Origin of the sequence: Bradyrhizobium sp. McL0615, assembly GCF_049993905.1 — a bacterium.
Classification (GTDB): Bacteria; Pseudomonadota; Alphaproteobacteria; order Rhizobiales; family Xanthobacteraceae; genus Bradyrhizobium.
On the sequence record NZ_CP188254.1, the window covers coordinates 8,840,373 to 8,847,784 of the forward strand.

General features: G+C 61.8%; 8 protein-coding genes. 4 read left to right on the forward strand and 4 right to left on the reverse strand.

The features are described 5' to 3' along the window. Positions 1-120 precede the first annotated feature (120 nt). From ACPPVP_RS42560 to ACPPVP_RS42570, 3 genes are all read left to right on the forward strand, one after another. Complete coding sequence (locus ACPPVP_RS42560) at positions 121-909, forward strand: alpha/beta fold hydrolase (RefSeq protein WP_426530081.1); 789 nt, start codon at positions 121-123, stop codon at positions 907-909. Beyond that, positions 906-1,250: a hypothetical protein gene (locus ACPPVP_RS42565; RefSeq protein ID WP_426530083.1), complete on the forward strand. Its 345-nt coding sequence runs from the start codon at positions 906-908 to the stop codon at positions 1,248-1,250. Before ACPPVP_RS42560 ends, ACPPVP_RS42565 begins: the two co-directional genes overlap by 4 nt. Positions 1,251-1,311: 61 nt before the next feature. Further along, a complete protein-coding gene (locus ACPPVP_RS42570) occupies positions 1,312-1,983 on the forward strand; it encodes a dienelactone hydrolase family protein (RefSeq protein ID WP_426530085.1) in 672 nt (223 codons plus the stop codon). A 105-nt stretch (positions 1,984-2,088) separates the two neighbouring features. On the opposite strand, the gene ACPPVP_RS42575 is transcribed toward ACPPVP_RS42570, so the two are convergent. From ACPPVP_RS42575 to ACPPVP_RS42590, 4 genes are all read right to left on the reverse strand, one after another. Beyond that, complete coding sequence (locus ACPPVP_RS42575; RefSeq protein WP_426530087.1) at positions 2,089-3,096, reverse strand: Bug family tripartite tricarboxylate transporter substrate binding protein; 1,008 nt, start codon at positions 3,094-3,096, stop codon at positions 2,089-2,091. A gap of 349 nt (positions 3,097-3,445) precedes the next feature. Next, complete coding sequence (locus ACPPVP_RS42580; RefSeq protein WP_426530089.1) at positions 3,446-4,198, reverse strand: polysaccharide biosynthesis/export family protein; 753 nt, start codon at positions 4,196-4,198, stop codon at positions 3,446-3,448. A 138-nt stretch (positions 4,199-4,336) separates the two neighbouring features. Further along, positions 4,337-4,993: a peptide-methionine (S)-S-oxide reductase MsrA gene (gene msrA / locus ACPPVP_RS42585; protein WP_426530091.1), complete on the reverse strand. Its 657-nt coding sequence runs from the start codon at positions 4,991-4,993 to the stop codon at positions 4,337-4,339. 122 nt (positions 4,994-5,115) lie between these two features. Continuing rightward, positions 5,116-5,433: a hypothetical protein gene (locus ACPPVP_RS42590; protein ID WP_426530093.1), complete on the reverse strand. Its 318-nt coding sequence runs from the start codon at positions 5,431-5,433 to the stop codon at positions 5,116-5,118. 374 nt (positions 5,434-5,807) lie between these two features. On the opposite strand from ACPPVP_RS42590, the gene rpsT reads away from it, so the two are divergent. Next, positions 5,808-6,074: a 30S ribosomal protein S20 gene (rpsT, locus tag ACPPVP_RS42595; RefSeq protein ID WP_426530095.1), complete on the forward strand. Its 267-nt coding sequence runs from the start codon at positions 5,808-5,810 to the stop codon at positions 6,072-6,074. Positions 6,075-7,412 lie beyond the last annotated feature (1,338 nt).

Genomic DNA, 7,412 nt, shown 5'->3' on the forward strand with positions numbered 1-7,412 from the left:
CGTCCGTCAACCCCGCCGCCGCAGGCGCACCTTCCGTTTCCGCATTTCCCAACCGCGAACGGATCGCGCTAGGATGGCGCGAGGGCGGGATTAAGCGTCGTCGCTTCAGGAAAAACAGAAATGCCGACAATCGATCGTGACGGAGTCCAGATCTATTACGAGGTCCACGGCTCTGGCCCACCGTTGCTACTGACCCACGGCTATTCGTCGACCAGTGGGATGTGGCAGGGCCAGATCGCGGCCTTGTCGAAGCACCACAAGCTCGTGTTGTGGGACATGCGGGGTCATGGCCAGTCCGGTTACCCCGAGGATACCACCGCCTATAGCGAAGCGCTGACGGTCGCCGACATGGCGGCGCTGCTCGACGCCGTTGGCGCCGGGCAGGCGATCGTCGGTGGCCTCTCGCTGGGCGGCTACATGTCGCTGGCGTTCTACCGTGCCCATCCGGACCGCGTCCGCGCGCTCCTGATCATCGACACGGGTCCCGGCTTCAAGAAGGACGAGGCACGCGAGGTCTGGAATAAGCGCGCGCATGACACCGGCGACCGCTTCGAGCGCGAGGGACTGGAAGTCCTGAAATCAGCCAGTCGCGAACGCTCCAGCGTCACCCATCGCGATGCCTCGGGCCTGGCGCGCGCCGCGCGCGGCATGCTGACCCAGCGCGATGCCCGCGTGATCGAGTCCCTGCCCGATATCAAGGTGCCGTCGCTGATCGTGGTCGGCGCCGACGACACGCCGTTCCTCGCCGCCTCCGACTACATGGCCGCCAAGATTCCGGGCGCGCAAAAGGTAGTGATCCCGGCCGCCGGCCACGCCGTCAACATCGACCAGCCGCAGGCCTTCATCGACGCCGTGCTGCCGTTCCTCGACGGCCTGGACAACAAGGCACCGCAGAAAGCCGCGTCATGAAGACAGCCGCCATCGTCGTCGCGCTGATCGTAGCCAGCTTCACGCCAGCTGCCGCACAACAACTGCGGCCGATCGGCGGCCCCTACCCGCCGCCTTTCACCGAAACGCTCTCGAACAACACGCCATTGGCGTTCGGCATGGACGCCGAAGAAGCCGCGCGTGCGCTCGGCACCCCGCTCAATTATGTCCGCGGACGTCCGGGCGAAGAAATCTATCTCACATTCCGCAACATCGGCGGCAGCGGATTGTTCTACAAGAAGGACCGGCTGTTTCTGCAGTTCCGCAAAGGCAGGCTGGCCGGCTGGAAGGGCGACTGGGGCCACAACTGGATGTGGCAGTAGCCGCGGCTTCACACATTCACCAACCGACTTTCGCGCAACCCAAAACAAGAAGGGATGACCCGTGGGACAGGATATCAAACTGACGGCTTCGGACGGCTTCAAACTCGGCGGCTATCGCGCCGATCCCGCGGGCAAGCCGAAGGCAGCCATCGTGGTGATCCAGGAGATCTTTGGCGTCAATCACCATATCCGCTCGGTGTGCGACCGGCTGGCGGCCGAAGGCTATGTCGCGATCGCGCCGTCGATCTTCGATCGCATCGAACCTGACTTCACCAGCGGCTATTCGCCTGACGAAGTGACCAATGCGCGGAAGTTCGTCGCCAATCCGGATTGGGCCGCGATGCTGCGCGATACCCAGGCTGCGATCGATGCCGTGAAGAATGTCGGCCCGGTCGGCATCATCGGCTTCTGTCTCGGCGGCAGCATCGCCTATGCGGCGGCGACCAAGCTGTCGGGGCTATCGGCCGCCGTCGGCTATTACGGCGGCGCTGTCGTCCGCTTTGCCGATGATAAACCGCAAGTGCCGACGCAGCTGCATTTCGGCGAAAAGGATGCGGGGATTCCGCTGACCGATGTCGAGACCATCAAGACCAAGCGGCCGGACGTCGAAGTCCACATCTATCCCGGCGCGCAGCACGGCTTTCACTGCGACGAACGCGCGAGCTACGACAAGGCCAGCGCCGATATCGCCTGGCCGCGCAGCCTGGCGTTTTTCGCGAAGCATCTGAAGTGATGGCCGATGGACGTCATCCCGGGGCGCGCGTCTTCGCGCGAACCCGGGATCTCGAGGTTCCGGGTTCGCGTCTTCGACGCGCCCCGGAACGACGAAGCAGAGACCTCACTCGCCCTTGACGCCGGTTGCCTTCACCACATCGGCCCATTTCACGAGGTCGCGATGCAGGGCTTTGTCGAACGCTTCCGCCGATCCGCCCACCGGAACGAGGCTGAGCGTCTCGATCCCGGCCACGCCCTCGGGCGAAGCGATGATGCGGGCGAGTTCGTCCGAAAGCTTTGTCACGATCTCCTTGGGCGTTCCGGCGGGCACGAACACGCCAAGCCAGCCTTCGATTTCAAAACCGGGGTAACCGAGTTCGCCCATCGTCGGCACGTCAGGCAACGCTTTCCTGCGCTTCTCGCCGCCAACCGCCAGCGCCCTGAGCTTGCCCGCCTTGATTTGCGCGCTCGCGGTGGTCAGGTCCTGGAACGCCGAGATAACCGTGTTGGCGAGCAAGTCGTTCGTGAGAGGAGCCGAGCCGCGATAGGGGACGTGAGTCATGTCGATATTGGCGACCTTCTTGAGGAGTTCGCCGTAGAGATGTGACGTGGTCGCGTTGCCAAAGGTGCCATAGGGCTTGCCGGGGTTCGCCTTGGCATAATCGACCAACTCCTTCACGGACTTGAACGGCTGCTGCTCGGGCACCACCAGAACGATGGTCGACAGCGCGGCCTGGGTGACCGGCGTCAGATCCTTGAAGACGTCGTAGGGCAGTTTATCAACGAGGCTCGGCGCCTGAATGATCTGCGTGATGGCGACCAGCACGGTGTAGCCGTCGGGCTGCGCCTTGGCCACGTTGTCGTTGCCGACCACGCCGCCGCCGCCCGACTTGTTCTCCACGACGACGGCCTGCTTCCACGACTCCTGCAGTTTGTTGGCCAGCAAACGGGCCAGGACGTCGGTGGCGCCGCCCGCCGGATAAGGCACGACGAAGGTGATGCGCCGACTCGGATAGGCATCCGCCGCTGCTGCCGGTTGCGAAGAGCCGCACACGGCGGTCAGGGCGATGGAAGCGAGCAACGCTACCGCGATCGCGGCGCGCACCATGCGGGCCGGCAAGTGATAGTTCATGGTCATACTCCGGATTGCAGGCACTTAACCGACAAAACGGCGCGCCTAGATCTGACGGCGTTCTTCTACATCGCTGCAGTGCAACTTGAAACAGGGTTTCGAACCTGGTCAGCGCATCGCGCCAATTTACCGCAACCAAAGCGGTTGGATACCGATGCACGGACGTCAACAACACTTCCAGACACGTGCGAAGTCGCATTTTCGCCACTGCAAGTTAGATGCAGAACGCAGACTCCGCTTGAGCGAAAACAGATGATGAATTTTCTTGGTCAAATGCGAGGCATTTGCCTGACGCAACTGCTCAAGAAAGGGCCGGCTCAATGACGGTTCGATGAAGAAGCGTCACGCGCTAGAACCAGCGCTCGCCGATGAGCACGGTATCGCCCGGACTGATCGGGCTGCCGGGCGGAACGACATAGCGCGCCGTGCCCGAAGCATCGGTGTGCGTGACCGTGACGCTGTCCCGGCGGGCACGCGGCGAAAAGCCGCCGGCGATCGCCACCGCGCTCTCGACCGTCATGTTCGGTACGTACGGATATTGCCCGGGTGCTGCGACCTCGCCGAGAATGAAGAACGGCCGATACGCTTCGATCTCCACCGCGACCGACGGCTCCCTGATGAAGCCGGCGCGCAGCTTCGCCGATATCGCCGCCGCCAGTCCGGCCGTGGTGCGGCCGCGCGCCGGCACCGAACCGATCAGCGGCATCGTGATCGAGCCGCCGGCGTCGATCGCGTAGGTGTTGGTCAGACCTTCCTGGCCATAGACAACGACGCGCAGCCTGTCGCCGGCATCGAGATGATAGGCCGCGTCGTGTCGCACCGGCATCGGTTCGACATAGGCCACGGGCGCGGCAACGACGACGGGTTCTGGTGCTGCGTACGGTGCCGCGGCGAAGGCAGCGCGAAGCGCGCCGATGGCGCCGCCGCCGGAAGCAGCCGCGGCCGCCTGCGGCGGCGGGCTGTTGGGCTGGCCATAGGCGATTGAATCGAGATCGCCTTGCGGAGTAACCGCAACCGGCCCGGTCGTGCGCATGCAGCCCGACAGCGCGAGCGCGGTGATGATCGCAGTGATCGATATTCGAAACGCGCGCACAACCCGCACCCAGGCCATCCCTCAAAGCGAGACAGCTCCAGTCTTGCACCGGTTATGGTTAACAAACGGTTTTTTGCGCTCAATAGTGGGGTGAACGAAGCGTCCCCGCTCTGCGCTTGCGGAGCGAGGAAGCCGGAAGGCGAGCGATCAGGCGGTCACGCCAACACCGATCGGGCACGACACGCCGGTGCCGCCCAGGCCGCAATAGCCCGCCGGATTCTTGGCGAGATATTGCTGATGATAGTCCTCGGCGAAATAGAATTCGTCCGATGGCGCGATCTCGGTGGTGATGGCGCCGAGACCCTTCGCCGCCAGCGCCTTCTGATACATCGCCTTCGACGCGTCGGCGGCTTTGCGCTGCGCATCACCGAAGGTGTAGATCGCCGAGCGATACTGGGTGCCGACATCGTTGCCCTGGCGCATGCCCTGCGTCGGGTTGTGATTTTCCCAGAACGTCTTCAGCAGCTGCTCGTAGGAGATCTTCTTCGGATCGAACACGACCAGCACCACTTCGGTATGACCGGTGCGGCCCGAGCAGACCTCTTCATAGGCCGGATTGGGCGTATGTCCGCCGGCATAGCCGACGGCAGTCGCATGGATGCCGTCACCGAGTTGCCAGAACTTGCGCTCTGCGCCCCAGAAACAGCCGAGGCCAAATACTGCCTGCTCGAGGCCGGCTGGATAGGGCGGCTGCAGCTTGCGGCCGTTGACGAAATGCGTGGTGGCGGTCGGTATGGGGGTGGCGCGGCCCGGCAGCGCTTCGGCTGCGCTCGGCAACGCCGTGGTCTTGCGCATGAACAACATGGAGCACCTCCAGGCGGGACATCGGCCGACGCGCGGCAACGGCGCCGGCTGGTTGGTCCTCAATATATGTCTTTACGCCGGATACGGCAGTGCCGTTACGCGCCGCGCCCCGAGCGACCGGGTCAGTCCCGCGAATAGCCGATCAATGGCTTGCGGGGCCGGAACAGGATCATCAGCAGAATGCCGACCACGCCCAGCACGGCAAAAACCGGCTGATCCAGGAGGACCTTGACGACGCTGTTCCAGAGCCAGGGCGCGGTGGCCTCGACCCAGGTCCGGAATGCCAGCTGGCTGGACTGATGGACGTCGTTCCAGAACTGGCCAAACCGGGTAAACCGCAGGGTCTGGTCGGCGACGAACCGGGCGCCGTCATAGACCATAAAGATGAATCCGCCGGCCAGGAGCAGCAGGCCGATTAGCCGGAAAAAACCGCGGATCATGCGTCACCTTAATATCTGTCGCCCCTACGGGCCGTCAGCCAATACCGGGGGCTCCCCGGAAATTCAACCTCATCAGCACCTTACGCGGCCATTTCCGCCCCCCTCCCGGCCATTCGGGGAGGGCGGAAAGCGTTGACGGTGCAGGACTCGCCCTCTATAAGACCCCCAATGGCGGCGGGCGCAATCCCGCCGCCGCTGTTCTTTGAGCAGCGCCGCTTACGGCAGCATTTTGGCTTCCGTCCATGGCATCCTCAAGAACGGCTTAGGTTAAGAACACCCTGGAAAACGCAACGAGCGTCGATCACGCAATTTGAACGGCCGGCGCGCTCAAGCCCGACCACCCGAGCGATGACAGCCGAAGGATAGTTGAGAACATGGCCAATACCACTTCCGCCAAAAAGGCGACCCGCAAGATTGCCCGCCGCACCATCATCAACAAGTCGCGCCGCACCCAGATGCGTGGCGCGGTCCGCACCGTCGAGGAAGCGATCAAGAGTGGCGATCGCGAGGCGGCGCTCAAGGCGATGAAGAACGCGGAACCGGAACTGATGCAGGCCGCACAGCGGAACATCATTCACAAGAACAATGCGAGCCGTAAGGTGTCACGCCTGACGCACGCGATCGCAAAGCTCGCGAAGTGAACTGACAGAAACAGACATTCGTCAAAAGCCCGGCTTCGCCGGGCTTTTGTTTTTTGGTCATGTCGCGTGCCGCGCTAATCCCGAAAATCCATTTCACCCACGCAGTACACCTGTTGCATTTCGGGCCCACGTTGAAAGCGTGCCTGTGACAATTCAATTGTCCCGTTGCTGAGCACCGGGATACGTGTCACATTTCTAGCGCCCGTAATTTTACGAGGTGCATTTTATTGCACCAGCGTAGTTGTGAGCATTTGCGAGAAGCATGAGCGCAAAGGCTGACCAATCCGGCGCCAGCCTTCTTCTGTCCTTGTCATCGCCGGACGGGGTTACCCTGAAAAACAATTCCGAAAAACTTCGTCTCGCTAATCACTTATCCACATAGCGAGCCCAAGCATTTTGAAAATTGGTCCCGGTAACCACGATTGTAACGGTTTCTTAAAAAATTTTGCGAGTGCAGCGAAAATTGTCACGCTTGTCGGCGCCGCGCGATTCTGCGCGCGGATTCAAAAACTTGGTGTGGAGTTTCGCAATTGCAGTGTTGCAACACAGCCGAAGAGTCGGGCCGCGTCGTCGAATCACGGATTGTCAGAAATCGTCCTTGGTGTATTTGTTACTCGTTCGCGACGCTCAAGGCTCTTCTGACCAGCGCGGTATGAGACCCAAGAGCGGACGTGCAAATCGGCGGCGGTGTGCGCGTTAGCGACGCTTTCCAAGCGAAGCTGAGTTGGTAACTCATAGCAATATGAGGACGGCTGTTCTGTGTCTGAATTTTCCGGTGTGGGGCTCGCGTTCAGCGCGCTCCGGACAAGGGGAATACGACAAGGGGAATTGAAACGCTGACCGACGATGCAACCATTGGGAACGCGGAGTTCGTGAACGTGTTGAAGACGGCAGACTGAGATACGCGGCGGCGCAGCAGTCGAACAAGCGGATGTTCGGTGGCGGCAGACTGGCTTTGAAACACTGTGATCTGATTGCTCGTCGCGCGTTCTCGCGGCGAGAGGGGGAGGTACTATGCTTTACGGAATCAACGCGACATTCGGCACGCTCATTTCCATCGAGACCACTTCTGAATCCCTGAACGAGGACGACTCCAGTCGTCCATCCACGCGAACTCCGGCTAGACCGTCGAGTACGCGCTGACCTCACGGTAGCCTCTCACCCATCCAGCCTTTGAATCTGACGAACGGCGATTCCGTCGAACGCCCGATCCATGTCTGGTGGCCTGAAGCTCCGCGTCGAGGTCACGTCTGGCAGGAAACCTGCAAGGAAAATTGCAAGGCAACCCGCCAGGCGATTTCCGAAATACCATTACTCATTCAGAAAAGTTCTCAGGCA

Bases quoted from the DNA above. Each gene is read 5' to 3' on its own strand.
- ACPPVP_RS42590 (WP_426530093.1), bottom strand. From the start codon at position 5,433: ATGATCCGCGGTTTTTTCCGGCTAATCGGCCTGCTGCTCCTGGCCGGC.
- ACPPVP_RS42575 (WP_426530087.1), bottom strand. From the start codon at position 3,096: ATGAACTATCACTTGCCGGCCCGCATGGTGCGCGCCGCGATCGCGGTA.
- msrA (WP_426530091.1), bottom strand. From the start codon at position 4,993: ATGTTGTTCATGCGCAAGACCACGGCGTTGCCGAGCGCAGCCGAAGCG.
- rpsT (WP_426530095.1), top strand. From the start codon at position 5,808: ATGGCCAATACCACTTCCGCCAAAAAGGCGACCCGCAAGATTGCCCGC.
- ACPPVP_RS42560 (WP_426530081.1), top strand. From the start codon at position 121: ATGCCGACAATCGATCGTGACGGAGTCCAGATCTATTACGAGGTCCAC.
- ACPPVP_RS42565 (WP_426530083.1), top strand. From the start codon at position 906: ATGAAGACAGCCGCCATCGTCGTCGCGCTGATCGTAGCCAGCTTCACG.